At 57.6% G+C, this 24,955-nt stretch carries 20 protein-coding genes and 5 pseudogenes; 14 read left to right on the top strand and 11 right to left on the bottom strand.

What is annotated here, in order from left to right; translation table 11 throughout:
- Positions 1-1,304: 1,304 nt before the first annotated feature.
- Positions 1,305-2,165, top strand: coding sequence for a hypothetical protein (locus OCK02_RS24880; protein ID WP_263815369.1), 861 nt, complete (start codon positions 1,305-1,307; stop codon positions 2,163-2,165).
- Positions 2,166-2,651: 486 nt separating this feature from the next.
- Positions 2,652-2,978: a hypothetical protein gene (locus OCK02_RS24875; protein WP_263815368.1), complete on the top strand. Its 327-nt coding sequence runs from the start codon at positions 2,652-2,654 to the stop codon at positions 2,976-2,978.
- Positions 2,979-3,226: 248 nt separating this feature from the next.
- On the opposite strand, the gene OCK02_RS24870 is transcribed toward OCK02_RS24875, so the two are convergent.
- Positions 3,227-3,760 (bottom strand): DUF4174 domain-containing protein, encoded by a 534-nt coding sequence (locus OCK02_RS24870; protein WP_263815367.1) that lies wholly within the window; start codon positions 3,758-3,760, stop codon positions 3,227-3,229.
- Between the two features lie 92 nt (positions 3,761-3,852).
- On the opposite strand from OCK02_RS24870, the pseudogene OCK02_RS24865 reads away from it, so the two are divergent.
- A pseudogene (locus OCK02_RS24865) lies at positions 3,853-5,796 on the top strand (conjugal transfer protein TraG).
- 121 nt (positions 5,797-5,917) lie between these two features.
- Here OCK02_RS24865 and hemH read toward each other — a convergent pair.
- Positions 5,918-6,964, bottom strand: a complete 1,047-nt coding sequence (hemH, locus tag OCK02_RS24860; RefSeq protein ID WP_263815374.1) for a ferrochelatase — start codon at positions 6,962-6,964, stop codon at positions 5,918-5,920.
- Positions 6,965-7,394: 430 nt separating this feature from the next.
- On the opposite strand from hemH, the gene OCK02_RS24855 reads away from it, so the two are divergent.
- Positions 7,395-7,799, top strand: a complete 405-nt coding sequence (locus OCK02_RS24855) for a DUF2177 family protein (RefSeq protein WP_263815366.1) — start codon at positions 7,395-7,397, stop codon at positions 7,797-7,799.
- A 108-nt stretch (positions 7,800-7,907) separates the two neighbouring features.
- Here OCK02_RS24855 and OCK02_RS24850 read toward each other — a convergent pair whose 3' ends face one another.
- The 3 genes from OCK02_RS24850 to OCK02_RS24840 are packed head-to-tail and all read right to left on the bottom strand — an operon-like array spanning position 7,908 to position 9,904.
- On the bottom strand, positions 7,908-8,645 hold the full coding sequence (locus OCK02_RS24850) for an SDR family NAD(P)-dependent oxidoreductase (protein WP_263815365.1): 738 nt from the start codon (positions 8,643-8,645) through the stop codon (positions 7,908-7,910).
- A 3-nt stretch (positions 8,646-8,648) separates the two neighbouring features.
- Positions 8,649-9,281 carry a ChrR family anti-sigma-E factor gene (locus tag OCK02_RS24845; RefSeq protein ID WP_263815364.1) on the bottom strand — a complete coding sequence of 211 codons (633 nt, stop codon included), beginning with the start codon at positions 9,279-9,281 and terminating at the stop codon, positions 8,649-8,651.
- On the bottom strand, positions 9,278-9,904 hold the full coding sequence (locus tag OCK02_RS24840) for a sigma-70 family RNA polymerase sigma factor (protein ID WP_263815363.1): 627 nt from the start codon (positions 9,902-9,904) through the stop codon (positions 9,278-9,280). Before OCK02_RS24840 ends, OCK02_RS24845 begins: the two co-directional genes overlap by 4 nt.
- A gap of 35 nt (positions 9,905-9,939) precedes the next feature.
- Here OCK02_RS24840 and OCK02_RS24835 point away from each other — a divergent pair, with 35 nt between their 5' ends.
- From OCK02_RS24835 to OCK02_RS24815, 5 genes are read left to right on the top strand one after another with little or no spacing between them, the layout of a single operon-like run.
- Positions 9,940-11,319 (top strand): NAD(P)/FAD-dependent oxidoreductase, encoded by a 1,380-nt coding sequence (locus tag OCK02_RS24835; RefSeq protein WP_263815362.1) that lies wholly within the window; start codon positions 9,940-9,942, stop codon positions 11,317-11,319.
- Positions 11,316-12,092, top strand: coding sequence for a DUF1365 domain-containing protein (locus OCK02_RS24830; RefSeq protein ID WP_263815361.1), 777 nt, complete (start codon positions 11,316-11,318; stop codon positions 12,090-12,092). Before OCK02_RS24835 ends, OCK02_RS24830 begins: the two co-directional genes overlap by 4 nt.
- Positions 12,092-13,258 (top strand): SAM-dependent methyltransferase, encoded by a 1,167-nt coding sequence (locus tag OCK02_RS24825; protein WP_263815360.1) that lies wholly within the window; start codon positions 12,092-12,094, stop codon positions 13,256-13,258. The genes OCK02_RS24830 and OCK02_RS24825 overlap by 1 nt, the downstream gene beginning before the upstream one ends.
- Complete coding sequence (locus OCK02_RS24820; protein ID WP_263815359.1) at positions 13,259-14,692, top strand: cryptochrome/photolyase family protein; 1,434 nt, start codon at positions 13,259-13,261, stop codon at positions 14,690-14,692. It abuts the gene before it with no gap.
- Between the two features lies 1 nt (position 14,693).
- Positions 14,694-15,404, top strand: a complete 711-nt coding sequence (locus tag OCK02_RS24815; protein ID WP_263815358.1) for a hypothetical protein — start codon at positions 14,694-14,696, stop codon at positions 15,402-15,404.
- 75 nt (positions 15,405-15,479) lie between these two features.
- Here OCK02_RS24815 and OCK02_RS24810 read toward each other — a convergent pair whose 3' ends face one another.
- The gene (locus OCK02_RS24810; RefSeq protein WP_263815373.1) at positions 15,480-15,947 is read right to left on the bottom strand and encodes a fasciclin domain-containing protein; all 468 of its coding nucleotides are present in this window, start codon (positions 15,945-15,947) and stop codon (positions 15,480-15,482) included.
- 602 nt (positions 15,948-16,549) lie between these two features.
- Between OCK02_RS24810 and trbB the strand changes: the two genes are divergently transcribed.
- Together trbB and OCK02_RS24800 are read left to right on the top strand one after the other, a co-directional pair.
- Positions 16,550-17,548: a P-type conjugative transfer ATPase TrbB gene (trbB, locus tag OCK02_RS24805; protein WP_263815357.1), complete on the top strand. Its 999-nt coding sequence runs from the start codon at positions 16,550-16,552 to the stop codon at positions 17,546-17,548.
- A 583-nt stretch (positions 17,549-18,131) separates the two neighbouring features.
- Positions 18,132-18,632: an MgtC/SapB family protein gene (locus OCK02_RS24800; RefSeq protein ID WP_263815356.1), complete on the top strand. Its 501-nt coding sequence runs from the start codon at positions 18,132-18,134 to the stop codon at positions 18,630-18,632.
- A 171-nt stretch (positions 18,633-18,803) separates the two neighbouring features.
- On the opposite strand, the pseudogene OCK02_RS24795 reads toward OCK02_RS24800, so the two are convergent.
- A pseudogene (locus tag OCK02_RS24795) lies at positions 18,804-18,932 on the bottom strand (AraC family transcriptional regulator); the annotation flags it as partial.
- Between the two features lie 317 nt (positions 18,933-19,249).
- On the opposite strand from OCK02_RS24795, the gene OCK02_RS26310 reads away from it, so the two are divergent.
- Together OCK02_RS26310 and OCK02_RS24785 are read left to right on the top strand one after the other, a co-directional pair.
- Positions 19,250-19,534 (top strand): DUF982 domain-containing protein, encoded by a 285-nt coding sequence (locus tag OCK02_RS26310; protein ID WP_412178924.1) that lies wholly within the window; start codon positions 19,250-19,252, stop codon positions 19,532-19,534.
- Between the two features lie 822 nt (positions 19,535-20,356).
- Positions 20,357-20,806, top strand: a complete 450-nt coding sequence (locus tag OCK02_RS24785; RefSeq protein WP_263815355.1) for a PA2169 family four-helix-bundle protein — start codon at positions 20,357-20,359, stop codon at positions 20,804-20,806.
- Positions 20,807-20,937: 131 nt separating this feature from the next.
- Here the strand turns inward: OCK02_RS24785 and OCK02_RS24780 are convergent.
- Together OCK02_RS24780 and OCK02_RS24775 are read right to left on the bottom strand one after the other, a co-directional pair.
- Positions 20,938-21,212: pseudogene (locus OCK02_RS24780) on the bottom strand (hydrolase); the annotation flags it as partial.
- A 3-nt stretch (positions 21,213-21,215) separates the two neighbouring features.
- Positions 21,216-21,491, bottom strand: a complete 276-nt coding sequence (locus OCK02_RS24775; protein ID WP_263815354.1) for a DUF2177 family protein — start codon at positions 21,489-21,491, stop codon at positions 21,216-21,218.
- On the opposite strand from OCK02_RS24775, the pseudogene OCK02_RS24770 reads away from it, so the two are divergent.
- Positions 21,437-21,586 (top strand): annotated as a pseudogene (locus OCK02_RS24770) (IS110 family transposase); the annotation flags it as partial. The gene OCK02_RS24775 and the pseudogene OCK02_RS24770 sit on opposite strands and share 55 nt — an antisense overlap.
- 309 nt (positions 21,587-21,895) lie before the next feature.
- On the opposite strand, the gene OCK02_RS26180 reads toward OCK02_RS24770, so the two are convergent.
- Complete coding sequence (locus OCK02_RS26180) at positions 21,896-22,195, bottom strand: helix-turn-helix transcriptional regulator (protein WP_318530158.1); 300 nt, start codon at positions 22,193-22,195, stop codon at positions 21,896-21,898.
- 756 nt (positions 22,196-22,951) lie between these two features.
- A pseudogene (locus OCK02_RS24760) lies at positions 22,952-24,475 on the bottom strand (AAA family ATPase).
- Between the last annotated feature and the right edge of the window lie 480 nt (positions 24,476-24,955).

The raw sequence follows: 24,955 nt of genomic DNA, 5'->3' as shown, positions 1-24,955 counted from the left end.
TTCTGACGCGTTTATTACATGCTGCTTTCATACGGAAGCATACCCTGAGTTTGCGAGATTGTATGCGCACTCGGCTGGTGAGAAGCATCTCGCCAGCCTTGCGCCATGTTGCCTCGACGGCGTGCGCCTGCGGCCCGGACGCCCGACGGACGGCCTGGCATTTGTGGCTGCCGATATTGTCGAGGATGATGATGTCGCCCTCGGTGCGGGCCGGCGGTACATAGGCGCTGGCCACACGGTGCCCAGCCCGTGAGGGGCACCATGTTGTTATTACGGGTTGGCTCTTTGAGTATCGCTCGGCCGAAGGCGGGATGCACTGGATACAAACGAAGAATGAGGAGCGGCCCAAATGCCTTGTCGTTGCGCGGACGGAGCTTCATTTCGCGTATATGCTGCAATTTGGCTCAGCGACTCGACTCCTACTCGAAAGCGCGTAGACTATTAATATCGTCGAAATGTGAAACAGGCATCGACGGCAGGAAGTTGGCTTCTTCCGCCTGCAGGCACGGAGGAGCAAGATGTTTCCCTTATCTACCGCCAGGCATCCATATGGATTTGAGTATCTCGGTGTCTACGATCGGAACGAGTTGATTACTTTGCGACGACTTTTCCGCCGCATATCAGAGCACCACGCCATCAAGCCGGACAGCGACCAAGGCCAGATCCTCGGCCGTCGATTATTAAGAATCTATGGGTATGGTGTTCGCGACACCGAGTTGCTGAAGCAGTTCGTGAACGAAGGCCGACGTCACTAGTATGACCCGTTTAATTTCACGCAGTTTCAAGTAAAAAGCCACGCAGGCAAGATTCGCGATCCATGGCAGCTAAACGGGCTCATTGCCGGTGCTGCGATGGTCTTGGGGAACGCTGCCGGGCATGCGTGGCATATGTTTTAGCGGTCGCGTCTCGTTGGATCACTGCTTAATCCGCGAACGGCAGGGGGCTTCTTACTGTCGTGCGGTGCTCTGTTTCCTAGAAACTCTGTGGTCTCAAAGGAAAGCGGCCGTAGGTAGCGCCAGTGGCCCGCGCCACCGGATGCGATTGTGAGCGGTCTGCGTTTCCGCTACGACATCCGAGACGAAGTGTAACTGTAGCCATATTGGTTGATGAGGCTCCGCACTCTTTAGGGCTGCGGTCGTGTCGCGCTACAAGAATGCGATGCCACTTGGCAAGCACTTCTGGAGAGGTAAGCGTCGATTTAATTAGTGCGCTGACTTACGTCTTAAGACGCTGGACGGCCCAAATGACATTTTCGTGATCCGCGGTAGTATTCCGCAGTTTAACCGCATTGAGAGGAAGCGGTCATGGCTGCGTCGGGAATAATAGGGCGATTTAGGAGAAAAGAGCTTTCCTATATTCTTGGGCGCTTTCGAACGGTGCGAGCCGTTTACGGCACCACCCGACATTTTCTGGAAAGGATAAGATCTCCTTTGGTTCGACGATCAAAGGTGAATGAATCATCGCTCTTCTCTTCGTCCGTTGTATCAACCGTTGTAAAGAGTATTCGCGATGAGGCAGTATTTGTTGGTCTTAATCTGCCGGAGGATGTTGTCGCTGAGATAAAAGCGTTTGCGCTGTCGGAGCCTCTGCACGCAATCTACGATCCGAACGGCCCGACCTTTAAATATGCGGACGTGGTGAACGGAATTTCCACGGACGGCAGAAAAATGCCGATTGGCGGGATAAAGAATCCTGCGCGCTGCCCCGCAGTTCAGCGGATCATAGACGACCCCGTGTTGCGTGACATTGTGCGCCGCTACCTTCGGCACGACCCACTTAGAGTCACCACAATTCTCGACTGGAGCTTCGGCTCTGACTTAAGCGATGAGGAACGGCGAAATTTGAAGCATCACGTGATCGACTATCACTACGACGTTAGTGGCTATGATTTCTTGTATGCCAGCTTCTACATAACGGATACCGATCGCTATTCTGGCGCTCATGTAATGATGAAGCGCTCGCACAAGCGCAAACCTTTGAGAATGCTGTTTGGATCGGCACGCGCCAGTCAAGAGGCGGTCTACAAGCAGTTCGGTCGTCAAAATGAGATTGTCATTGAAGGCGGGGCAGGAACCGGGTTCGTGCAGGATACATCCTGCTATCACAGAGCCTCACCGCCTACACGCGGCGACCGATTGATGCTCGCCGTCCGCTTCATCAATTGACCTCAGAAGCGAGGACGTGCTTTCGCCGTAGCGACCACAAGCCAGTTCGAACGGAGGATATCGCTTGACGAATTGAGGCGGCGCGGCTTCTCGAGCCGGCATCCAATGCACCCCGAATGTTGGAGGTTTCGCTGGGAGCGGCCGGGGCGCCCGGCCGTACCTTTACATTATACGTAGCGTCGATTCTAAGTAAGCGTTCGGTCAGCCTTTTGCGCAATGCCCTCAAGTTACGTCCGGAAATTTCGTAGTTAGCGACGTAACCAAGGGTGAACTGATGGGGTGGATCGATATTCTGACGGGCTTGGAGCGCCGCCGCGGCTGGACGGGCGAGGACAAGGTTCGGATTGTGGAGGAGGTCGAAACAAGCGGTTCCGGCGTTGCCGAGATTGCCGGCAGGCACACGACGTACTCGCACAGCAGACTTACCTGTCCGAGCCGCATGCGGCGGGCGAGGCGGATCGAGCTGCGACAGCAGAGAAGGTCACAGTGAAACAGCCGGCGAAGCCGTCGCGGATTGAAATCGGCTGCCATGCCGCGCCACTGCATCGCAATGTGTCGGATAGGTTGGCCCTGCCGCCGATGTATGACCCCCAGCGCGGTGTGGTCGAGGCTCGCGCCATCCTCCAAGCCCTGGGTGTCGACGGATCGGTGCCATTCGATTGTTTGCCAGTGCCGGCCTCGAAAATCGACGACGTCGTGGCCAAGGGTGCCGGCTTTCTCGGTGGAATATTGAACCGAAAAGGAAACACCTCATCCGGAGCGCAGGCATGGGAGGCTCCTGCCGAGAGGCGGGGAGAGGTCGTGCCTCGGTAGGAGCGGAGCCTACGCTGACCGGGCGGGCAAAGCCGCCCTCATTGAGGCTGCGAAAACATTGGCCGCTGCCAACGATAAGGAAAAACTAAAGCAGTGTGCCTAATCGTGGCGCAATACGACGTATATGTATGAATATGAGGCCGCTTCGTGCGGCCTCTGCCAATTGAGGCGCCGGCATCCGCGGACGTGCAAACTCGCGAAGATCGTTGGGACTGCCTCAAAAATCACCCAGCGCGCCACTCAGCGCCTCACTGCTCGCCGGCCTCGGGCATTTTCTCGATCAGTTGGCAAAGATAATCGACCGCAACCGGTTGGCTGGATCGCAGCTGTACCACGCCGTCAATTCCGAGAAGAACGGCTTCGAATTTCTCAACCTCATGCCCGCCAAGCTCCTCGCGGATTGCGTCCGGACTTAAGTCATCCCTCGGATATAGGCTTTCGAATACACCGTGAGCCGCCACCCGGATCAAAACCACGTTGTGTTTCCGCAGGGCTGAAAACTTGTCAGCTAGCAGGTACTCCTGGATCTCAGCCTTTCCGCTTGAGAGCTCCTCGAACACCACCACGACGCGGGACTTGCCTCGGAATTCCCGAGGGTGGTCGATGCCGCGGACGTGGCGATACCGAGTTCGGCGCCCATCGAACTTATTGTTTCGTTTCCTTTGGTCATGGGAGGGAAATCGGGCACGGAGCGCTTTGTTCCCAGGCGCCTGTCTGCCGCAAGGGGGGTAACTACCTGCGGCGCTGGCGTTGTAAACCAGTGGCCGCCGACGGAACTGCATTGGTGCATTGGCTAGCGCTGCACAGCAGATAACCAAAGGTTCACCGCATGGGGGCCGCCCGTCCCATTTCTCGAAGAATCTGGAGGCATAATATGCGTGGAGGCCGAATACTCTGGGGCCAGATCATTGCCGTGTTCACCATTATTTTGGTGATGGTCTGGGCTGCAACGCAATGGGTGGCTTTCCGGCTCGGCTTCCAGCCCCAGCTCGGCGATCCCTGGTTCGATATTGCCGGATGGCCATTCTATTATCCACCTGCCCTCTTCTGGTGGTGGTTTTCTTATGACGCCTATGCGCCCGGCATCTTCACCGAAGGCGCCTTCATCGCCACGTCCGGCGCGGTTCTTGCTATCGCTGCCGCCCTCCTCATGTCGATCATCCGGGCACGGGAGGCCCGCAATGTCACCACATACGGTTCGGCGCGATGGGCCGAGGATAGGGAAATCCATGCGGCCGGATTGCTCGGCCCGGATGGCGTCGTGTTGGGGCGGCACAGCAAGGATTATTTGCGTCATGACGGCCCCGAGCATGTGCTGCTTTGCGCCCACCCGATCCGGCAAGGGCGTGGGCCTCGTCGTGCCGACGCTGCTGACCTGGCCGGAAAGCTGCATTGTCCATGACATCAAGGGCGAGAACTTGAATCTGACTGCAGGTTTCCGGTCCTGTCATGGCCGTGCCCTGCTGTTCGATCCGACCAACGTGCATTCGGCAGCTTACAACCCGCTTCTGGAAGTGCGGCAGGGTGAATGGGAGGTACGCGATGTGCAGAACATCGCGGACATTCTCGTTGATCCCGAAGGCAGTCTCGACAAACGTAACCACTGGGAAAAGACCAGCCACAGCCTGCTTGTCGGCGCGATCCTGCATGTTCTCGATGCCGAGAAGCAAAAGACACTGGCGGGCGTCGCCAATTTCCTGTCCGATCCGCGCCGTCCCGTCGAGGCGACCTTGCGCGCGATGATGGACACGCCGCATCTGGGCGAAGCCGGGGTGGCATCCCGTCATTGCCTCGTCTGCGCGGGAGCTTTTGAACAAATCAGAGAACGAACGCTCCGGCGTGCTTTCGACCGCCATGTCGTTTCTCGGTCTTTACCGAGATCCGGTTGTGGCCCGCGTGACGGCGCGCTGCGATTGGCGCATCGCCGATTTGGTCGGTGCAAAAGAACCCTTCAGCCTCTATCTCGTCGTACCGTCCTCGCACATCAACCGCACCAAACCGCTGATCCACCTCATCCTCAATCAGGTCGGGCGGCGGCTGACCGAGGAGCTGGAAACCTCCGGCAAGCGCCATCGCCTGCTGTTGACGCTGGACGAGTTCCCCGCGCTCGGGCGGTTGGACTTCTTTGAATCGGCGCTCGCCTTCATGGCCGGTTATGGCCTGAAAGCGTTCCTGATCGCGCAGTCGCTCAACCAGATCGAGCGTGCCTATGGACAGAACAACGCCATTCTCGACAACTGCCATGTGCGTGTCGCCTTTGCTGCCAATGATGAACGCACCGCCAAACGGATCAGTGATGCGCTCGGCACGGCCACGGAAATGCGCGATTCCACCAACTATGCGGGGCCATCGCCTCGCGCCACGGCTGGGGCATCTCATGGTGTCGCGGCAGGAAACGGCGCGGCCACTCCTGACGCCCGACGAGATCGTCATGGTGGCGGGCGTGCCGCCGATCCGCGCGGCTAAGGCGCGCTATTATGCCGATACGCGGTTTCAGGAACGGGTGTTGCCGCCGCCCGATCTAAAAAAGCAGTCGGTGAAGATGGCAACATCGGCACCAGACCACTGGACGAGCCGTGTCGTTGCGCCCGCGGCTGGCCACGGACCCGCGTCGAACACGTCCGACGACGATCCTGCCAATGCCGGTATCCGTTGCGAGCCGGAGCTTCCCGAACATGAGAAAATCATCCCGCCACCACCGCCGGCATCGCAGGAGTTCGACTTTCTCGATGATGAGCCCGACGTCGATGCCGCCAAGGCCCGCGTCATGCGCCAACGTATGCGCATGGTCGCGCGGCAGGCATCTCTCGACCCGTAAGCGTCTCGCCACTGGCGACAGATTTCTGAAGGAATTGTCGCGCGATATCGCTGCTGATGAATGCTCAAAAGGGGGGAAGTTCAAATTCCAATTGAAGAGATCAAGATTTTATTCCGAAATTTTATACCCACCCAGATAACTCTTTACGAACAATGTGTTCAATGACATTCATTCCAATATCGCTGTCGTTCAAACATGGGATGTGGGTAAATTTTTCTCCGCCATGACCCAGAAAAATTTCGTTCGCTTCCACACCCATTTCTTCGAGTGTCTCGAGGCAATCCGAAACAAAGCCTGGGTTTATCACTGCGATCTCCCTCGTTCCATTTTTAGCCAATGACTTTATGGTTTTGTCAGTGTATGGCTGGAGCCATTCTTCCGGACCAAATCTCGATTGAAATGTCACCATCATGCGATCTTTATCCCAGCCAAGACGCTCCCTGAGCAATCTGGATGTTTTGTAACATTGGCAGTGATATGGGTCTCCCTTCTTGAAATACGACATTGGTATTCCGTGATAGGACGTCAACAGCACTTCCGGTTCCCAATCCAGCGCCGCAAAATGACTTTCAATGGAAGTTGCAAGAGCCTCGATATAGACCTGATCATCGTGATATCTGGGCACTGTTCGGATTGCGGGCTGCCATCGGAGCTCGGTTAGAGCTCTGAAACTTTCGTCATTGACCGTTGCTGTCGTTGCGGCTGCGTATTGCGGATAAAGTGGGTAGAGAAGGATTCTTTCGCATCCGGATTTCTGCAGTTCAGATATCTTTTCGCGTATCGAGGGCTTGCCATATCGCATCGCCCACTCAACGCGCAGCGATGGAACGTCAGACAGTCTTCTGCTCAAATCCAGGGCCTGGTTTCGCGTGTACGTCCGCAAAAAACTTTCGTTCTCTTCCTTGTTCCAAATGGTCTCGTAGGCCTTCCCAACCTTTTTCGGCCTCGTATTTAGCACGATGCCGTACAATATCGGGTACCAGAGCCAGCGAGGCCATTCGATGACGCGCCGATCCGTCAGAAATTCTGCCAGATATCGACGCAGCGAAGCAGGATCTGTTGAGTCGGGTGTACCCAGATTGATAAGAAGGACACCGATCTTTCCAAATTCCACATCCGGATGATCGGCGGGGGCATTCTCGATCACAGGCGACGATGCATCATTCATCAATTTACTCATTAAATAGCTATGATTGGTTGCAGGCAGATTTTCATTCACCAATCGGCTGCCTTGCTGCAGCTAGAAGGATTGTCTCGCAGTCTGACTGAAGCCGTCTTCCGTTTGATTTGGCTTCAAGCAGCGGAATTTTCGGAGTGCGTTCCCAAATTTCATCTGGTCTTTGTCTGTTCAACTTGTCTTGTTACGAGCGAGGGCAACAAGCGGATCAGAAATTTCCAGGAATTTTGGCGAACGATTAGGGTAACAGGCCCCGGTTGTCCCCATCATAGAGTTTGGAAAATGACGCGCTGCGAGCGTACGCAATTTGATCCGCTGGATTGTTTCGGGCGTAAGTGAACCAGGTATCCAACGACTGCAGCCCTGCCGCCTCTGACGCTTGGTATCGAGAACCTAAAAATATTTGCACGAGGTATTCCCTGTGACACAAGCTTTTCTGCTCTATGGGCTTACGACCGTCATCTTTCTGGTTCTGGACTTCGTTGGAATCCAGTTCCTGATTCGCCCCGTTTTCGAGCGCAATGTCGGCCATCTGCTTGCCGAACCGTTGCGGCTTGGTCCGGCAGCTCTGTTCTATCTCGGGTATGTCGCCGGGCTTGTGTGGCTGGTTTCCTGGCCGGCCCTGAAAGGGAACGATCCTGTGCACGCGCTGATCGGGGGACTGATAGTCGGGCTTATGTGCTATGGCACCTACGAGATGACCAACTACGCCACGCTTGCTGATTGGTCCTGGGAGCAGGTGATTGTTGACGGTCTTTGGGGAACGCTACTGACCGGATTTTCTGCCTGGGCGGGGGTTATTGCTCTGTCGGGCCGCTTCAACTGAATGGTTAAAGCATGTCTCCTGAAAGAGGACACCGCTTTCGCGACAAAGACATGCGTGAAAACAAAGAGTTAAAGCGTTGTTGGCGAATCTGAAAGATCGCGGCACGCTTTAGCGCAACCGTCGTATCAGGCGAAGCGAGAGCGTATAGGGCAAAGCCCTTAGCAGCTTCACAGCCCATGTGAAGCGGCCTGGAAAATGGATCTCGAACCCTCGCCCTTGCATGCCGCGCAGCACCGCTTTGGCCGCCTGATCCGGGGTAATGATCGCCGGCATTGAGAAATCGTTTCTCGCCGTCAATCTTGTCTCAACGAAACCCGGGCAAACCAGCCGTACATCTACGTTGGGCGCCAGTTCTATTGCGAGTGTCTCGGCGAGATTGTTGACTGCTGCCTTTGTTGCGGAATAGGGCTGCCCCTTCGGCAGCCCTATATAGCCCGCTACTGATCCGAACATAACCAATTGGCCGCCATTGCGCAGTAGAGGCGGACACAAGCGTGCAACCTCGATCATGCCCAATATGTTTACCCGCACCATTGCCTCGGCCTTTGCCGGATCAATATCAGCAACCCGGCCGGGATCATAAAGCGCTGCCGTGCAGATAACTGCATCCAGAGGCGTGTCTTCGAGCAATATCGTACTTACAGCGTCCGCCAGCGTTTCGGGTCGTGCCAGATCGAGCGGCAGAACCTGACAGCCGCCGCAATCTTTTGCCAGTGCCATCAAGGCCGCCTCATTACGGGCTGAAAGGATCAAGCGTGCGCCATATCCAGTGAATGTACGGGCCAGCGCCTCGCCGATTCCCGCGCTGGCGCCGATGATCCAGATGCGGTGGTTCTTGTAATCCATAAGTCAGATCCGGAATATCGGCTGAAAAAGCCGTGGGATCATCGCGTGAAAGCGCAGAGGCGCATCCGTAGCAGCCAGGCAAATGCAAGGTAAGCCGGGGCCGGCCACCGGCTGATGATCAATCTGTTCATGCGCTGTTTCGACGTCACCGCGATAAAAACTGCCCTCGCTGTCGGAAAAGCTCCCTTGCAGCACCAGTGTCAGCTCTTGTCCACGATGCCCGTGTTCGGGAACTGCCTTGCCGGGCGGAATATAGAGCAACCGCAAGGATCCTTCGCGATCGGCAGATAAGATCTGCTGACGGATGCCGCCGCCCAGCATGCGCCAGCGTGGAGGCTTTCCACCCAGTTCCTGCATGACTGGCGCCGGGAATATTCCCGAGGCGCGCAGAGGAGGCGAGGGTGGCGGTGTATCCAGTGCAGCCATCATTCGCTGGCGTGCATCATGACGCAAGGCTACGCCTTGTTCCTTATGCAAAAGCACACCACCAATCATGTCGCCTGCTTCATGGCTCGCTCGGCACTGGTCGCAAAGCGACAGATGTGTGGCGACAACAACAGCAAAGACGTGCGGCAACGTGCCGGCGCTATATGCATCAAGGATATGATCGGGGATATGATGTCGGATCTCGGTCATGGTGCTATACTCTTCAGCTCATGCCTGAGGCGTTCAAGGCCAAGGCGGATGCGGGATTTGATGGTGCCAAGTGGCAACCCCGTCATTTCACTTATGCGGCTGTGGGGGATGTCGTCAAAATAGGCGGCGCGCAAAGCCTCTGCCTGCTCTGGAGCAAGACGGGAAAGAGCTTCGTTCAGATGATGCGCTTCCTGTTGCAGGCCAAGAACCTGCGTGGCGTCAGGTTCATCGCTCTCGATCTCGGGTATTTCATCGGGCTGGACAAGCGGGCGACGCCGGGCCATGTCGATGCGCCGGTTCCTGGCGATGCCATAGATCCATCCGGCGGCGTCTGCCCGGTGCGGATCAAACTGCCCGGCCTTGTGCCAGACTGCCAGCATCACATCCTGCACCACATCCTCAACCGTTCCATCGCGCAGCCCGCTGCGCAGCATCATTGATTTGAGGCGAGGTGCAAAATGATCAAATAGCCGCCCGAAAGCCTGACGGTCGCGATTGTCACGAACCGCAATCAGATCACCACTCAGGTGGGAAAGATCCTCCATTGGTTGTTTGATCCGCCCTCCTGAAATGCGCAACACTTCCATCGACTGATGCCAAGGCCATTGGTCTGAAAAATTCATGGGACCGTAATCCGACAGGCGCAAATGCAATCTTCATGCTGCGCCATACGGTCGACGGAGTATTTCAGATCAATTTTGATCCGAAAACTGGTTCTGCGCGTAATGTTATCAGATCAGAAACAGAGGGCCAAATGCCTTTTAATGTTGAAAAAATCTTGCCGCAGCGCATCGCTGTCGTAGGGGGAGGCATTTCGGGCCTGGCCTGTGCATGGCTGTTGTCACGCCATCATCAGGTGACGCTGTATGAGCAGGAACACCGATTGGGCGGCCATGCGCGCACCGTTCTTGCCGGCAAGCGGGGCGATCAGCCGGTAGATACTGGCTTCATTGTATTCAACCATGTGAATTATCCTCATCTCACGGCAATGTTTCGTGATCTCGATGTGCCGCTGTCCAGAAGCGACATGAGTTTCGCAGTATCGCTGGGTGGGGGGCGGCTTGAGTATGCGCTGCGTTCAGGCAATGCGCTCTATGGCCAGCGGCGCAACATTTTTGATCCACGATTCCATCTGATGATCCGGGATATCCTTCGTTTCAATGCCGGGGCCGAAGCGCAGGTCGCGGCGACACCCGGATTGACCCTTGAGGCGCTGATCGAGCAGATGGGTTTGGGTGCCTGGTTCCGTGACTATTACCTTTATCCATTTTGCGGAGCGATCTGGTCCACGCCGGATCATAATATCGGCACGTTCCCGGCCGGTGCGCTGGTCCGGTTCATGCGCAACCACGGTCTTTTGTCGCGTGGCGAGCATCATCAGTGGTGGACAGTGGACGGAGGCTCAACAGGCTATGTCGAGCGATTGACCGCGGCACTGCAAAGCTCAAGCGTTGATTTGCGGCCCGGCACACCTGTGCGTTCGGTCGTGCGATCCGGCAGTCGCTTGATGCTGCGCGGAAGTGGTTCAGAAATTCAGGAATTTGATCACGTCATTCTTGCAACTCATCCTGATCAGTCACTGGAGATATTGACGGACGCCGACGAGGCCGAACGCGCAGCCCTGTCCATGATTCGCTTCCAGCCTAACCATGCGATATTGCATGCCGACCCATCCGTGATGCCCCAGCGTCGCCGTTGCTGGAGTTCCTGGGTCAGCCGCAGCGATGCTGCCTCGTCAGCGGTCAGTGTCACCTACTGGATGAACAGGTTGCAAAACATTCCAGAGGATGACCCGCAGTTTGTCACGCTCAACGAGAATGCCGGGATTGACCGGCGGCTGATCTATGATCAGGTGACATTCCGCCATCCGGTTTTTGATCTGGCGGCGCTGGATGCACAGGCGCGGATTGCTGCAATGCAGGGCAGCCGCAACACATGGTTTGCCGGCGCGTGGCTTCGCAATGGTTTTCATGAAGACGGCTTTGCCAGCGCCATGCGCATCGCGCGCCAGATGCTGCCTGTTTCGGTGCAGCCATGACACTTGCCGCCCGCCTTGAGGCAGGGGATGTGCTGGCTATGGCGGCATGGGTCACTCATGCCCGACGCGGTGGATTGCGCCATACATTCCGCACCCATGCAGACCATGTGCTACTGGCGCCTGAACACGTTCATCCGCCAAGGTTAATGGGACATAACAGGTTCGGCCTGATCGCCTTTCATGACGCCGATCACGGTGGACCACGTAGGGCGGGTACAGGCGCGCAGTGGGCCTGGCAACATTTCAATAGGGCTGGGATTGACCGTGGACCAGGGTTGGTGCTGGCCTTGCTGACGCAGCCACGGTTTCTGGGCTACTGGTTCAACCCGGTCAGTTTCTGGATGCTTATCGAAGGCAATGCACTGATCGCTGTGATTGCCGAGGTCAACAACACTTTCGGCCAGCGTCACAGTTACCTGCTGGTCCGGCCGGAATTTGCTCCAATCACCGCCCGAACGGAACTGACCGCTCGCAAGGTTTTTCATGTCTCGCCGTTTCAAGAGGTGGCGGGCGAATATCATTTCAGGTTCGCTCTGCGCCCCGACCACATCGCTATTCGCATCGCCCAGGAGGATGGAAGCGCTGGTATTGATACCTCTATGGCGGGGCCGCTGTCCCCGCTTACCACAGGCAGGATCCTTGCAGCCACGCTTCGCCGCCCCGGAGGCGCACTGCGTGTGATTGCGCAAATCTATTGGCACGCGTTACGGCTGATGCTGAAAGGCGCAGCCTTTAGCCGCCCTCCCAGCCCTCCCGATCAGGAAATCAGTTGATGAACCCTGCAACATACTCTCTCAGGTCCCGCTTCTTGTCAGCCCTGGAAAGCATCACTGACGGCATTCTCACCCTGACCACGCCGGAAGGCACATGCCATCGCTTTGGCAGCAGCGGTCCTGAAGCCGATTTGCAGATACGCGACTGGCGACTGCTGTCCCGCCTGGCGCTGCGCGGTGATGTCGGATTGGGGGAAGGCTGGATCGCCGGTGACTGGCATAGCGAGACATTGGAAGCCACACTATCGCTTGCTCTGCGCAACGTGAGCCTTCGTGCTGGGTGGAGTGATCCAGGACGGTTTCATGCTGTGCGGATGCGACTGGTTGACCGATTGGTGCGGCTGAACAGCTTGCGCGGATCGTGGCGTAATATTCGCGCGCACTACGATGTAGGCAACGAGTTCTACCAGCAATGGCTCGACCCCGGCATGACCTATTCTTCGGCGCTGTTTGAAGAAGGCGATGATCTGTCTCGCGCCCAAGCCCGAAAGAACGGGCGTGTCCTGTCCCGTTTGGCGGCTGGCGAAAGCCTGCTTGAGATCGGCTGCGGCTGGGGCGGCTTTGCCGAAGCCGCAGCCGAGCGCGGCCACGACGTAACAGCCATCACTCTTTCACACTCACAAAAGGGTTATGCCGACGCAAGGCTTGATGGTCGCGCCGAGATCCGGCTTCAGGATTATCGGGAGGTGACCGGCCGCTATGATAATATCGTGTCGATCGAGATGATCGAAGCGGTAGGCGAACGCTACTGGCCCACCTATTTCGCCACCCTCAAAGCGCGCCTGGCACCTGGGGGGCGCGTGGTCTTGCAAGCAATCACCGTGCCGGATGGTGAGTTTTCAGTCTATCGTGGCCGGTCAGATTTTATCCGCCAGCATGTCTTCCCTGGCGGTATGCTGCCCTGTTCGGCTATCATCGCCCATGAGGCGACAAAGGCTGGCCTGCGCGTGCGCGACACCCACGCCTTTGGGCAGGACTACGCCCGCACATGCAGGATCTGGTGCGAGACGATGATGCAACGACGCTCACGCATCCTGCGGCTTGGTTTTGATGAGACTTTTCTGCGCGGCTGGCAGTTTTATCTGGAAGGTTGTGCGGCAGCGTTTGTTACCGCGCGCTGCGATGTGGTTCAGGTAACGCTGGCTCATACCGATGAGGTGGGTTGAATGACCGCGCCCGGTATCCTTTGGTTGGCACGCGACTTCCGTCTGCATGACAACCCGGCGCTTCTGGCCGCGATTGCCGATGGACCGCTGTTGACGGTGTTTTTTATCGACCGGCTGACCATGGCTCAGGGTGCAGCCAGTCGCTGGCGGCTGGCGCGGGCCCTGAGGGCTTTTGATATCTCGTTGCGAGTTCGCACCGGCAGCAAGGGCATCACTGTGCTTCGCGGCGAGCCGGATGAAATCCTGCCGGGCCTGATGGCGCGGCTCGGCGCACGCCGTTTGCACCAGATTGACTGGCCTGTCGGAGAAATGCGGGCCTTGCAGAAGCGCGTCCACGAGGCGCTGCAGCCACAGGATGCTGTGCTGGTTTTGCATCAGGGGCATCTGCTGGCTGATCCCGGCTCGATCCGCACGGGTAATGATGACGTATATCGGGTTTATACACCTTTCGCACGCACGCTCCGGCGGCGCGGCCCCGACCTGCCTTCCCCCGATGCGCCGCGACGCATCACGGCCTACAACCAGCCGTTTGATGGGGTTGATCTCAACACGCTTGATCTGGCCCCGGACCTGCGCCGAGGTCGAGCGGCACTGGAACGTTTTGCCTTGCCGGTGGGGGAGGATGCCGCCGTTGCCCGGCTGGACGACTTTCTGGATCGTGCCTGTGATTATCCGACCCGGCGTGACCGTCCGGATCTGGAAGCAGGCTCGGATCTGTCCGAACATCTGGCGCTGGGTGAAATCAGTCCTCGGACGCTCTGGTCAAAGGCGATGCTGCGATCTGAAATCGCGCCTGAACATGCCTCCGGCATCGACAAGTTCCTATCGGAAGTGATCTGGCGCGAGTTTTTCTGGCATCTTCTCGTTGATTTCCCTGACATGCCGGCGGCTTGCTGGCGCGCAGAATGGGAACGCTTTCCATGGCGCATGGACAGCGGAAGCCTGATCAGCTGGCAGCGCGGGCAAACCGGGGTCGCCCTCGTCGATGCAGGATTGCGCCAGATGTGGTTGACGGGACGGATGCACAACCGTGTGCGCATGGTGGTGGCAAGCTGGCTGACCAAGCATCTCCTGGTCGACTGGCGTGCAGGGCTCGCGCATTTTGCCGATTGCCTTACCGACTGGGATCCTGCAGCCAACGCAATGAACTGGCAATGGGTAGCTGGATGTGGCCCGGACGCTGCCCCTTACTTCCGCATCTTCAACCCTGTAAAACAGGCAGAGCAATATGATCCTCGGGGCGAGTATCGTCGGCGGTGGCTTGCCGGGTTCGACAATTGCTGCGGTCACGAAGCTGCTTTATGGAAGGAAAGCATACCCCGCTCATGGAGCGCAGACCACTGGCATGCCGGCCCGCCTTCCATGCTGGCTGAAGGGCGTGAAGCTGCATTGGCAGCCCTGGCGCATTTCCGCGCTGAATGTTTGGAGAATTGAGATGAATGACCGAGTGGCAAGGATCATCCTTCTGCTTCTGGCGGTGGCGTTTGCAATATCACCCTTCTTTTCCAACGGCTTTGGCGGTTTTTACCGCGAGAGCTTTCCTGTACAAGTCGATCGCTGGCCAGCACAGCCAGTCGGATCGGCCTTCTCCATCTGGGGCGTGATCTATTTGGGGCTGATACTTGCTGCAACATGGGCGTTGTGGCGACCGGCAACGATGCCGGCATGGGAACGCGCTATCTGGCCGCTTGGCGTCAGCCTTCTGATCGGCGTGTTCTGGGTTGAGACTGCCATGCGATCTCCACTGCTTGCAACAATAATGATCCTGGTAATGACGACAGCGGCAATTATTGCAATGCTTCATACGGACTCAAACTGGCGGGAATGGGGACCTTTGGGCCTTTATGCTGGCTGGCTCACCGCCGCATCAGGTGTTGCGGTATCTGTCGTCGCGACCGGCTACGGAATATTATCACCGCAGGTGGCCGCGATTGCGCTGATTGCTTGTGTCCTGGTCGTGGCAATAGCCCTCTCCGCGGCTCGTGCGCACATCTGGACCTTCCGTGCCGGAGTCATCTGGGCGCTTTTCGGCGTGATTATAGCCAATATTGCTGCTGGCGACTGGTTGATCGTCACGATTTGCAGCGCCGGTATCGTGGTTCTTGGCTTCTTCGACCGCTTCATCAAAACATCAAGACATCGGTAAATTGCAGGCCGGGCAATCCTGGCCATCTGGCCAGGATTGCTATGTGAATTGCACATGTCGGTGCGCTAGGTCACATTATTTTGCGGGCGGCATTATAACCTTGTCGATGACATGGATCACACCATTCGAGACCGCAATATCCGCTTTCGTTATATTGGCGTCATTGACCTTGGCACCACCATCGAGCGTGAAGGTCACGTTGGCACTCTGAACGGTGGCGGCCATCATGCCTTCGGTCAGATCAGCGGACATGACTGCTCCTGGAACCACGTGATAGGTCAGGATCGAAACCAGCTGATCCTTGTTCTCGGGCTTCAGAAGCGTATCCACCGTGCCTGCTGGCAGTGCAGCAAAAGCTGCATCGTTAGGAGCGAAGACGGTGAACGGCCCTTCGCCCTTGAGCGCATCCACTAACCCTGCGGCTTGAACCGCAGCAACCAGCGTCGTGAAATCACCAGCAGCAACAGCAGTATCTACAATGTCCTGCTTGGCGTCTTGCGCCATCGCAGCACCTGCCAGCATAGCTGTCGCCGCCGTAGTCATCAAAAACTTGCGCAGCATCCCAGTTCTCCCATGTTAGATGGTGTCGGTTTGGTAAAGAGCCGATTTATTGTCTCTACGGTCTGACTACGCAGATTGCGGTGTTCTGGATCAAATTTACTGTCAGGAAAATTCCCAGCCGACGCTTATTGAAGATTATGTGACGTCATAAAAGCATCGGATCAGGCTAGGTCGGTTGTTTTGGCCGACTTGGCCGTGGTGAGCGACGGGGCCGGTCATTGAGCGGGGTGGCAGATCCTGTCGTGAGCTGAAGGTATCGGAGTATTCTGTAAGCGTCATCCAACCTCACCGCGAGTGAGGCCGGTGCAGATTTTAGTTGGCTCACCAAGACGCTACGGTTGCTCATTGTATACGCGTTGTTGCTTTACTGGTCATTCCCCTGCTTTGTCCCAGTGTCGACATAGCTCTGGTCAATGTAGTTTATTGTCAAGCTGTCAAGCTTACCTCCCCTCCGATTTACCGCCTATTGCCGCCGATGACCGCATGCGCGTAAACAACTGTTGAAACGCGTCAAAATCAGGTTCTTTTAATCGACCCCGATCCGGGGTCTGGCTTTCGCGCGCCCCGTCATGAACGGAACCGCTATGACCGCATTACATCAGAATCCGGAAACGATTGCCCGTGGCGCGCGGATGCTTCGCACCGGGCTTGGGGCCTCCATCGCCCGGTTTCTGGAAGATCCCGGTGTGGTCGAGGTGATGCTGAACCCGGATGGCCGCATATGGGTGGATCGGCTGTCCGAAAGGTTGGCCGATACGGGTGAGAGGCTGTCCGCGGCCGATGGCGAACGCATCGTCCGGCTCGTCGCCCACAATGTCGGCGCCGAGGTTCATGCTCGCAACCCGCCTGTGTCGGCTGAGCTTCCCGAAACCGGCGAACGGTTCGAGGGACTATTGCCGCCAGTTGTCGCCGCACCTGCTTTTGCCGTCCGCAAGCCCGCCGTCGCGGTGTTTACGCTCGACGACTATGTGAACGCCGGGATCATGACCAGCCCTCAGGCCGAAGTGTTGCGCCTGAACGTCGCCACGCGGGCCAATATCCTCGTTGCGGGCGGCACCTCCACTGGCAAGACCACGCTGACCAACGCGCTGCTGGCAGAAGTCGCCAAGACTTCGGATCGCGTCGTGATCATTGAAGACACGCGCGAACTGCAATGCGCCGCGCCCAATCTGGTCGCGATGCGCACCAAGGATGGCGTGGCGCCGCTCTCCGACCTGGTGCGTTCGTCGTTACGCCTGCGCCCGGATCGTATCCCGGTCGGCGAGGTGCGCGAGTCCGAAGCCCTCGATCTGCTCAAGGCATGGGGCACCGGCCATCCGGGCGGAATCGGCACCATCCATGCCGGTTCCGGCATTGGCGCGCTGCGACGCCTCGAACAGCTCATCCAGGAAGCCGTCATCACCGTCCCGCGCGCCCTGATCGCCGAAACCATCGACCTTGTCGCCGTTCTTGCCGGACGTGGATCGTCCCGCCGACTGGTCGAACTCGTCCGCGTCGATGGGTTGGGTCCGGACGGTGACTACGCCATCACGCATCCCATTACTTTGGCAACCACCCGAAAGGAAACACCTCCGGGCCGGTAAAAGTGCGAAACGTTGCAAACGCCGCACCTCACGTTAAGAAGCTGGCCAATCTCGTCCGCTTTGGTCAGCGTATGTGCCCTCATGCGATCTCGAGGATGCAGCAAGTCGCGTCGATAGCTCTCTGGCATAATTAGGGCCCCCAGCCCAGCCGCGCGCGTATCCGGTGCCCATGATGACGACGGCAGTCGCCAGCCGTTATTCCAGACAATCTCTTTCGGCGAGCAGGCTCCGGATGGCTTCGATTGCGTCGCCCTTGTGGAGCGCGAGAACTTCCGCGGCTTCATCTCTCTGCGGCGCCTCTCTCTTGGCTTCGGCGGTCATTGTAGCGGCAGCTCTATCTGCGCCTTCTTGCGCTCCAGCACGTATAGTGGGCGAGGGGCCTCAATCTGCTTCTGCGCCTCGGCCTAGGCGGTTGCGGAAGGAATCCCGCGGCAATTGACGGTGCGAAATCGCTGTTCTTCCCCGCTATCAGCGCAAACGCTACCCTCACGGGTAACGATGGCGGCAGTGAAGTTGCCAGTGCAGCGTTTGTATGGCACCTCGTTTACATGCCAAATGTGCGAACGAGAGAAGGATTGAGACGGTGGGAGACGAAGTTTGGGGGACGTTAGTCAAAGAATTCTCTGATGTTCCAGACGCGTCGGCCATAACTCGCATCAGTGTGCGCCTTGTGATCGCTGCTGTACTCGGCGGGGTTCTCGGGTTCGAACGCGAGAGCAAGGGCAGAAGTGCTGGCTTGCGAACTCACATGTTGGTTGCTGTGGGTGCTGCACTTTTCGTTTTAGGTCCACTGCAGAGCGGCATGCAGATCGGCGATCTGTCACGGGTACTGCAGGGTGTCGTCCAAGGAATAGGCTTCCTCGGCGCGGGTGCTATCATAATCCGCTCGGCGCAGCGCGAGGTAGAAGGGCTCACCACAGCGGCCAGTATCTGGGCGACAGCCGCGATCGGCGTAATGGCCGGCCTCGGAATGGAGGTAACTGCCGTCTTATCGACCGCGATCGTCTTGGTCATTCTCGCAGCGGTGCCTCACATCTTGCCCACGCCTTCCGAGACGGACTCAAAGTCTAGTGGAGAGGATTGACCGTAGGAAGATAGCGAAGATATTTCGGCTTCAACTTAATCGATAGCAGGTAGCGCGAAAAGGCTGAAAAGCGTCTTGTTACGTCGTAGAGTTCATCGTTGCCATTGCCGGCAAGCAGACCATAACTCCAGAGCGCGCACGTTGGCAGTGCGCCAGAAATGGACCATCGCCCTATAACCCCAAGGCAAGCGCGCCGAGATGCTGGCGGACCCATTTCGCCTCTTCTGAAGCGGTGCGGCGGAAGTGCCGTTTGAAGTCGCGGCTGAACTGAGCGGGGCTGACATAGCCAACTGAGTGAGCGCTACGCCAGCGGTTCGGGCCTCGAGTTGGCCATCCATCGCGGGCAAACCGATGTGCGCAGTTTACTGCTTTGTTGCTGTCAATGTTGCAGGGGTAGCTTTCGGAACGGCCCACCGCGCCTGGTCAACGCTTTCGCTGAGGGCCGCCCGCTTCGGATACTACCGCCGATGAATGCCCAGGTCGGCGGTTAGGTCGGTACCCACGTCTTCCTGCTGTCTGGAAGCCAAGTCGGCCGCACCTCTGAAAAATATCTCTCCTGTCTAGGAACAAAGCCGTCCCCCGAGAATTCAAGTGTTGGTTTCTGGAGGAGAGCCGGGATGGGGGACGTCATAACCGTCGGATTGCATTCGACATGGGGCGTGCCCGTGTGCATCGACACGCCACAAAGACTGATCAAGGTTGTGAGATGCCCAGAAGAGGCACTAAACGCGCTCACCCATTCCTGGCCCGATGGAGTGCGCAGCGAGACCTACTTTGCTGCCAAACGGGCCTGCATCGCGGCGCTGTGCGGCAATGGCTCTCCTCATGCGGCTCGCGACAAATTCTTGTCGGCGTGCCGGGAAGCTCACATAAACTGCAGAGAAGCCCCATCGCTTCACTAGGATAGCCAAGCAGAGCGCCATGACGCGCTCGCGTTTCAGAAGCGAACATTCCCGCCAGAACTGATCGTCATGGATCGCACGACGGAGCTGTGGTCGAAGAAAAAGGCGGCAGCGGAAACTCCGCTTCTTCCCTAACCGCGACGCTGTCAGAAAAACGAGGCCCGCTGCTAAGAGAGCGAGCCTTCCTGATGGGACGCACCATACTTGGGAGGAGGATCGCGGTGCTGATGCCAAGCTACGCGAACACGGCGTGTTCTTGGCCATGCGCCGATTGTAGTCAGGCGATCCGTCACCAAACCTCTCCGCGCTCGCCGAGGCCGACCTTCGCCTGATCGACGCGCCTGCGAGCCTCGGCGATTGCTTCCCTATTGCCTTTCGCATCCTTGGCAGCACGCCGAGCCGCCATCAATTCCTTCACCAGCCTAAACCGCTCGTCATCGCCGAGTTCGGAATTGCTCTTGCGCCAAAGCCGACCTCGGACGATGAAATATCGTCCATCCGGCATTGCGGGATGCACTGGTTCTTTGAACGTTTCGCTGCCATGCCCCAGGAACTTTCAGGCGTTCCTTTGGTTTCACATCCGAGGTCGCGGCGTGCCAATCGGGCGCGACGGAGACGGTAAACGCAGCGGTTTTCCCGATTTCTCGCTGCGGGCAACGAAATGCCAGGCGAGTACCTTTACCCGTCCGCCGCGATCCTCACCCTCGAAAAGGGTGCCGATGATTGCTTCGGATCCGCTTTTGCTGTTTGAAGTCCATCTGCGGAACATTATTCCCAACGGTTCGTTAGCCGGGTCCCAGCCAAGTAAACGGAGAGGCACTCATGGTCACCATGGTAGGTCACGAAGGCAATATCGAAAAGCTCGTGAAGGATCTATTGTATCTGGAGCACGATGCGATCGCGGCATACGACTCATGCATCGAGCGGCTGGATGACAAGACGCTCAGCGCGAAGATCGCTGAATTCAAGCAGGACCACCTGCAGCATGTCGTGATTCTGAACGAGATGGCACGCGAACTCAGTATCGAAGCGCCGACGGAAGGCGACATGAAGCAGATGCTGACAACTGGCAAGATCGCGCTTGCCGATCTAATGGGCGATGCCGCGATCCTGAAGGCGATGAAGACCAACGAGGACGACACCGTCACGGCGTACGAGCGCGCGTCCCGTCATGAAGACGCGATCCCTCAGTCGAAGGCTTTCTTCATGAAGGCTCACGAAGACGAGCTGCGCCATCGTTCGTGGATGGAGACGACGGCGAAGGCGATGTGACCTTAAAAATGCCGATGACAATCGTCATTTGAGGATCACCACCCACATTGCCGACGGCCTGCAGCATCATGAAGATGCGCGTTTGTTGTCGCGGGTGACGAGGGCGCTCCCCATGAGGGGTTGAGCGCCCTCTGAACGCTTTCCCACCCCTCGGCTCCGGTCGTCGTCTCCGGATCGTTATTTCCGACGATAAGATGTTTCATCCCGTTCAGCTTTCCAAGCAAGTCGGCACAATCTCCGACATGAAATCGCCGAGATGCCAGACTTCGTCATCCTGCCCGACGACGGCATTCCAGTCCTTGATGAGTGCAACATCATGCGATGCCATGTCGGGAAATGGACGACGATCGATGCGCAGGACGCGAGTGTCTCCGAAATGCGTGTCCCCGGTAAAGAAGTTCGACACGTGCTAACCGACGTGGCGGGCCGCGACGTAGCCGCACTCACTCGCCGCGGTAGTCAGGACCGTGCCCCATACCAGATCAACGATCGTCAGCAGAACCGGCCAACCCTTCAGAATCGACAGGTTGGTCATGTCGTTGGTGCCATAAGCCGCAAGGCCGAGAGCCACGCCGTAATCAACGACCATCCACAACGATCCCGCTTCAGAGCGGCGGTGCAAAAGTCGAGCGTTTTGGCACGCCGAACAATGGCTGGCTGAAGCGCTTGCTTGCCTGCAAGCCACGCATGGTCGCCGCGATTGCGCTGGCAAACAAGATGGCGCGTGGCCTCTGGGCCATGATGACGATTTACTGGAATCCGGCGGCGACGATGGCATAGCGTATCGCGCTTGCCATTGCGTCCCGGTACGTTGGGGGTGTGAGGAGGTCACTGGACAGTAAGGGCAAAGGATCGACCAGATCCGGGTTAGAAAACGCAGTATTTTTGCAGGAGCCAATGAGCTCGATCTGTTGATATGCCTCTAATCCGCGCATCGCCATACCGGCCCGCGGTCCTATCATCGTCGCATCGAAAGGCCTGATACACGACCGCACCTGATCACACACCCAAGCCGGTCAAAAACTACTTGCACCTACGGGGCATCCATACATGACATTGATTGAGCAGAGAATGTTTCCCGTGACGGAGCTAAATTAGCCCTAGCCGGCTGGCTTTAGCGACCGCTTGTATGCGCGAAAACGTGTTCAACTTGTACATCGCAGATTTCAAATAGCCGTTGATTGTATAGGGACTGAGGCCGAGGATAATTGCAATCTCGTCGCTACTTTTGCCCTCTGCCGACCAGCCAAGACACTCAAGCTCCCGCCCCCCTAGATCATATAGATCGCAGTCATTTTGGGGCGCGACACGGTCCAGCGCGGACGCGGTCTCAATGATGAGCGTCGCCGCTCGGGCCTCATCTACAAGACCTTGTTTGCCAGAGATCATGATTAGATATTTCGTTCGCTCATTGTCAAAAACCGAAAAACCTATGGTATTTGCAAACCCCTCGTCTCGGTATAAATCCCCACTGCATTCGCCAGCATCAGGCATCCCGCCATGCGCGTGAAGTAGCCTGTTGACACAAACAGGCCGAATGGATTTCCTTAACCATAATACAATTTGACTACAATTAAATATATCATCGTTCCCGTAAAGAGAAAGAGGCTCCTCAGGCCAGTTGCTAACAATAACGTTCTCCAATAGGCCAGGCCGGTGCCGGCTTGGAAAACGCGAGGCATTGTAATAATCACATGAATATTCTTTCAAAATCCTGTCAAGCATTGAGCCGAAAGCAGTACATCTGCCAGCGGGAGAAACTCGGTGCGAGTTTCCAATCGGTATTGAACAAGTTGACATTGCGCTTGGCTGACTTTGTGCAATCTTTAGTTGATTTAGTGTCATCATACTGTTTCTGGAGAGCCGGGGCAAGCGGGAGAGCGAACGAGGCAGTCTATTTCAGGGTTGCCTGCAAATTACCTGCCGGTGTTACAACAGATCTTAAGTTGTCGTCATGCGTGGCAATTCCGGTTTCTTCTACGGCGACGTAAGCGCTTTGTCGTCTCCAAGGTCGTGCAGATGGTGGAGGAGGAAAGTCGTACCATGCTACCCACGGGGCGTTTATCCGAAGATCAGGTGCGACTACCACGCCGCCGTTTTCATGATCACGGAAAAGGCCGCCGACATGATCCTGCGCGAGGTGTCTCAGGGGCGAGCTCGGTGATCGGACGCCATCGAGAGAATATCGAAGACGATTGTCGTCGGCTTGCGTGCGGCATCGATCCTGCGCCATCCGATCTTGCCCAAATCCTTCTGCAACTGTTGCGACAGTATATCGACGGCGGCGTCGGATGGACCGCTGCGGCGTTGTTCGACCCGTCGCCACAGCACATCGGGAGAGAGGTCAAGCCAGACGCCGAGGAAGGGACGGTGGCGCTCATGTGCAACCTGTTCGATGCGTTGGCGATCCGCCGGGTGGTCGAACACGGCATCTGCGATGACCGCTCCGCCTTCGGCTAAGATGAGACCGCTCCGCCAGGCGATTCCCGGTAGACAAGCTCGGAGATCTCCGGTCGATAGGCTTTCTCAGGCAGGCGCGTCTCGGCCGAGACGTCATGCATGCCCTTGCGAATGCGGTCGCTTTCGACGATGCGGGTGCCCGGCGCGCCGCCGACGCCGGCGGCCAGCGCCTCTGCGATCGTGGTCTTGCCCGACCCGCTTAGTCCGCCGATGGCGATCAACTGCGCAGGATGCGCGCGAAGCAAGTGCCTGGCGAGGTCGAAATAGGACCGGGCTTGTGCCGACAGGTCGCCCGCCGGGTCCCCATCCTCTTCGATTTGCGTCGCGGTCACATGCGCCCGGACAGCCGCCCTTACGGCCATCAGGAAAGACAGGAGAACGAAGCCATGCTCATTTTCCGTTTCGTCCAGATACCGGTTCGCTGCCAGATTGGCGAGGTGCGGGAGGCCGCGATGCCATAGGTCCATGAGCAGGAAGGACAGATCGTACAGCACGTCCACGGTCGCGATCTGATCGTTGAACTCGATGCAGTCGAACAAGCGCGGCTGGCCGTCGAAGAAGCAGATATTGCGCAGGTGCAGATCGCCATGACAGCGGCGTATCTTGCCGATGGTCTCGCGCTCGTTCAACGTCTCGGCATGGCGTGCCAGCGCCCGGCGGAAGGACGCGTCTTGTGAAGTCACCTCCTCCTGGCTGAAAACATGGCTCGTCGCGAAACAGGCCTTGTTGATGTCCAGAACGGTGGCAAGGTTTGCAGCGCCCTCGCCGGCGTGTATGACGGGCGCCTGATTGTGGAAATGGGCGATCATGCACGCGGTTTGCGCCATCAGTTCGGGCGTCAGCGCGCCCGCGTCCGCCATGCGATCGAGCAGAAGCGATTGGTCGAATCGCTTCATCTCCACGACCGCATCCACCAGCATCCCACTCCCGTCGAAGACGATCCGACCGTCAGCGCCGCGCGTGATCTGCCGCACGTCGATGTAGAGCCCCGGAGCGGTCGACGCGTTGAAACTTCCGGCAGGCGGCGAGCCGCAGTTCGGGTGTCGAGAAATCGAGATAGGGCAGCTTCACCGCGCGTTTCATCTTGAATGCGCGATCGCCGGTAAGGAATATCCGAGAAATATGCGTTTCGAGGATTTCCGTCTCCGCGGCAGGACCGCCGCTGCGAGCGAGAAATGCGATGGCGCCTGCCTGGCTGCAAGGGAGCATCGACATGTCTCCTGGGCTCCGGCCGCACCAATGGGGCTGCGCGCCATCAGGGCGGACAGCGGCGGTTCTACTAGGATCGACCTCGTCACGCCGCCAGAAATCCATTCATGAGGTCGAACTTCGCTTTCGGACTTGCCTGTCGAGAGGAAAGAAGTGCGAACTGTCACTTCGAAAGAATTAGGCAATTTGCGAACGAAAGCGTTGACGCATGTCAAACCGGCCGCCAAGGCGTCGATCGGACGGCGATTGATGCGCGTCAATATGAAGTTGCCTCGCTCGATGGCGGGACGCGACGAGCAGTCAGGTCGTTGCAAATGGCGGTCTGCGATATCCTAAATGGGCAAATTGATGGCTCACAAACTGGTGCTGTTCCGCTCGGAGGCCACCGAGAAGATTCTGCGAGGGATGATGTCCCAGGGAGTGGTGTAGCTTCGGCGCTCGCCGTGCCTTCCGGACAGAGCCGGGAATGGGTCAGCCCGC

It is taken from the genome of Rhizobium sp. TRM96647 (genome assembly GCF_025780115.1).
Classification (GTDB): Bacteria; Pseudomonadota; Alphaproteobacteria; order Rhizobiales; family Rhizobiaceae; genus Mycoplana.
The sequence above is the reverse complement of the archived record's forward strand: the minus strand, read 5'-3'. Positions and strand labels throughout refer to the sequence as shown.

Bases quoted from the DNA above. Each gene is read 5' to 3' on its own strand.
- OCK02_RS24880 (WP_263815369.1), top strand. From the start codon at position 1,305: ATGGCTGCGTCGGGAATAATAGGGCGATTTAGGAGAAAAGAGCTTTCC.
- OCK02_RS24870 (WP_263815367.1), bottom strand. From the start codon at position 3,760: ATGCAGTTCCGTCGGCGGCCACTGGTTTACAACGCCAGCGCCGCAGGT.
- hemH (WP_263815374.1), bottom strand. From the start codon at position 6,964: ATGAATGATGCATCGTCGCCTGTGATCGAGAATGCCCCCGCCGATCAT.
- OCK02_RS24850 (WP_263815365.1), bottom strand. From the start codon at position 8,645: ATGGATTACAAGAACCACCGCATCTGGATCATCGGCGCCAGCGCGGGA.
- OCK02_RS24845 (WP_263815364.1), bottom strand. From the start codon at position 9,281: ATGACCGAGATCCGACATCATATCCCCGATCATATCCTTGATGCATAT.
- OCK02_RS24840 (WP_263815363.1), bottom strand. From the start codon at position 9,904: ATGAATTTTTCAGACCAATGGCCTTGGCATCAGTCGATGGAAGTGTTG.
- OCK02_RS24835 (WP_263815362.1), top strand. From the start codon at position 9,940: ATGCTGCGCCATACGGTCGACGGAGTATTTCAGATCAATTTTGATCCG.
- OCK02_RS24830 (WP_263815361.1), top strand. From the start codon at position 11,316: ATGACACTTGCCGCCCGCCTTGAGGCAGGGGATGTGCTGGCTATGGCG.
- OCK02_RS24825 (WP_263815360.1), top strand. From the start codon at position 12,092: ATGAACCCTGCAACATACTCTCTCAGGTCCCGCTTCTTGTCAGCCCTG.
- OCK02_RS24820 (WP_263815359.1), top strand. From the start codon at position 13,259: ATGACCGCGCCCGGTATCCTTTGGTTGGCACGCGACTTCCGTCTGCAT.
- OCK02_RS24815 (WP_263815358.1), top strand. From the start codon at position 14,694: ATGAATGACCGAGTGGCAAGGATCATCCTTCTGCTTCTGGCGGTGGCG.
- OCK02_RS24810 (WP_263815373.1), bottom strand. From the start codon at position 15,947: ATGACTACGGCGGCGACAGCTATGCTGGCAGGTGCTGCGATGGCGCAA.
- trbB (WP_263815357.1), top strand. From the start codon at position 16,550: ATGACCGCATTACATCAGAATCCGGAAACGATTGCCCGTGGCGCGCGG.
- OCK02_RS26310 (WP_412178924.1), top strand. From the start codon at position 19,250: ATGGGGGACGTCATAACCGTCGGATTGCATTCGACATGGGGCGTGCCC.
- OCK02_RS24785 (WP_263815355.1), top strand. From the start codon at position 20,357: ATGGTCACCATGGTAGGTCACGAAGGCAATATCGAAAAGCTCGTGAAG.
- OCK02_RS26180 (WP_318530158.1), bottom strand. From the start codon at position 22,195: ATGATCTCTGGCAAACAAGGTCTTGTAGATGAGGCCCGAGCGGCGACG.